This is a genomic window from Rhodococcus sp. R1101, from assembly GCF_000278445.1.
Classification (GTDB): domain Bacteria; phylum Actinomycetota; class Actinomycetes; order Mycobacteriales; family Mycobacteriaceae; genus Rhodococcus; species Rhodococcus gordoniae.
On sequence record NZ_AJVB01000541.1, the window covers coordinates 1 to 2,432 of the forward strand.

Consider the following 2,432-nt stretch of genomic DNA (forward strand, 5'->3'; position numbering starts at 1 on the left):
GGCCTGTCGGCCACCGCCAGGACCCGACTAGGCTGGACCCATGACTGCCGTGACCCCCGACTCAGCTGCGACCGACGCCGGCACGGACATCCGCGAAGCCGTCCACGAGGCCGCGCGTCGTGCCCGTGTGGCCTCGCGCCGGCTCGCGCTGCTCACCACCACCGAGAAGGACGCGGCACTGCACGCCGCCGCCGACGCTCTGCTCGCTGCCGCCGACACCGTCCTCGCCGCGAACGTGGAGGACATCGAGGCCGCCCGCGCCGGTGGCACCGAGGAGGCCATCCTCGACCGGCTGCGCCTGACCTCCGCCCGGATCGACGGGATCGCCGCCGGCCTGCGCCAGGTGGCCGGACTGCCCGACCCGATCGGCGGAGTGGTCCGCGGCTCGACCCTGCCCAACGGTCTCGAGCTGCGTCAGGTTCGCGTCCCGCTGGGTGTGGTCGGAATGGTGTACGAGGCCCGCCCGAACGTCACGGTCGACGCCTTCGGTCTGGCACTGAAATCCGGCAACGCCGCACTGCTGCGCGGTTCGTCGTCCGCGGCCCGGTCGAACGCCGCGCTCGTCGACGTGCTGCGCGCCTCGCTCGAGGAGCAGGGCGTCCCCGCCGATGCCGTGCAGCTGCTGCCGAGCGCCGACCGCTCGTCGGTCACCCATCTCATCCAGGCCCGGGGCCTGGTCGACGTGGTGATCCCCCGGGGTGGTGCCGGCCTGATCGCGGCCGTGGTCCGCGACGCCACCGTCCCCACGATCGAGACGGGCACGGGCAACTGCCACGTCTACGTCCACTCCGCGGCCGACCTCGCGATGGCCGAGAAGATCGTGATCAACGCGAAGACGCGCCGGCCCAGCGTGTGCAACACCGCGGAGACGATCCTCGTCGACAAGGCGATCGCGGACACCGCCGTCCCGAAGCTGTTGCAGGCCCTGCAGGAGCACAGCGTGACGGTCCACGGCGACCTGCCCGGCCTCGTGCCCGCGACCGAGCAGGACTGGTCGGACGAGTACCTCTCGCTCGACGTAGCCCTCGCAGTGGTCGACGACCTCGACGCTGCCGTCGACCACATCGACCGCTACGGCACCGGCCACACCGAAGCGATCGTCACCGCGGACCTCGCCGCCGCACGGGAGTTCACGACTCGGGTCGACGCCGCAGCCGTTATGGTCAACGCTTCGACGGCGTTCACGGACGGCGAGCAGTTCGGTTTCGGCGCGGAGATCGGTATCTCCACCCAGAAATTGCACGCCCGCGGTCCGATGGGCCTGCCCGAACTGACGTCCACGAAGTGGGTGGTGTGGGGCGACGGCCACACCCGCCCCGCCTGATCGTTACCGGTTCGACGAAAGGAACCAGCGTGGATCGTGCGCTGCCCACCACCCCGCCGATCTTCGCGGACGTCCAGGACGTGATCGATCGTCTGTCCGGTACCGGATATCTCGCCGACAAATCCACCGCGACCGCGGTGTTCCTCGCCGACCGTCTCGGCAAGCCGTTGCTGATCGAGGGACCCGCGGGCGTCGGCAAGACCGAACTGGCCCGGGCCGTCGCCGAAACCTCCGAAGCGGAACTGGTGCGTCTGCAGTGCTACGAGGGGGTCGACGAATCCCGCGCGCTGTACGAGTGGAACCACGCCAAGCAGATCCTGCGCATCCAGTCGGCGGGGGCGACCGCCGCGGCGGGTGAGTCGTGGGACCGCACCAGGGAGGACGTCTTCTCCGAGGAGTTCCTGCTGTCGCGGCCGTTACTCACCGCGATCCGCCGGGAGGATCCGACGGTGCTTCTCGTCGACGAGGTCGACAAGGCCGACGTCGAGATCGAAGGTCTGCTGCTCGAGGTGCTCAGCGACTTCGCGGTCACGGTGCCCGAACTCGGTACGATCCGTGCCACCCGGAAGCCGTTCGTGGTGCTCACCTCGAACGCCACCCGCGAATTGTCGGAGGCACTCAAACGGCGGTGCCTGTTCCTGCACCTGGACTTCCCCGACGCCGATCTCGAACGCCGGATCCTCGCGAGCCGGGTGCCCGACCTGCCCGACGCTCTCGCCGATCACCTCGTGCGCACGGTCCGGGTGCTCCGAAGTATGCAGCTCAAGAAGGTCCCGTCGGTGGCGGAGACCATCGACTGGGGCCGCACCCTGCTCGCCCTCGGACTCGACACCCTCGACGACAACGCGGTCCGCAGCACGCTCGGCGTGATCCTCAAACACCAGTCCGATCAGGTCCGCGCTGCCGCCGAGCTCCGGTTGAACTGACATGGCCGCAGCGCACCTTCCCGGATCCGCGGTGTCACCGGCACCCCACGGCCTGCCCGGGCACCTGGTCGGATTCGTGGAGGCGCTGCGTCGCCGCGGCATCGCGGTCGGCCCGTCCGAGACCGTCGACGCCGGACGCGTGATGACGGTGCTCGACCTCCTCGACCGGGAAGCCTTCCGCG

Annotated in this window: 2 protein-coding genes and 1 pseudogene; all 3 read left to right on the top strand. The window is 70.1% G+C overall.

The window, feature by feature from the left end:
- Positions 1 to 40 precede the first annotated feature (40 nt).
- Positions 41 to 1,324 (top strand): glutamate-5-semialdehyde dehydrogenase, encoded by a 1,284-nt coding sequence (locus tag R1101_RS0121250; RefSeq protein ID WP_016935276.1) that lies wholly within the window; start codon positions 41 to 43, stop codon positions 1,322 to 1,324.
- A gap of 29 nt (positions 1,325 to 1,353) precedes the next feature.
- Complete coding sequence (locus tag R1101_RS0121255) at positions 1,354 to 2,250, top strand: AAA family ATPase (RefSeq protein WP_016935277.1); 897 nt, start codon at positions 1,354 to 1,356, stop codon at positions 2,248 to 2,250.
- 1 nt (position 2,251) lies between these two features.
- Positions 2,252 to 2,432: pseudogene (locus tag R1101_RS27990) on the top strand (hypothetical protein); the annotation flags it as partial.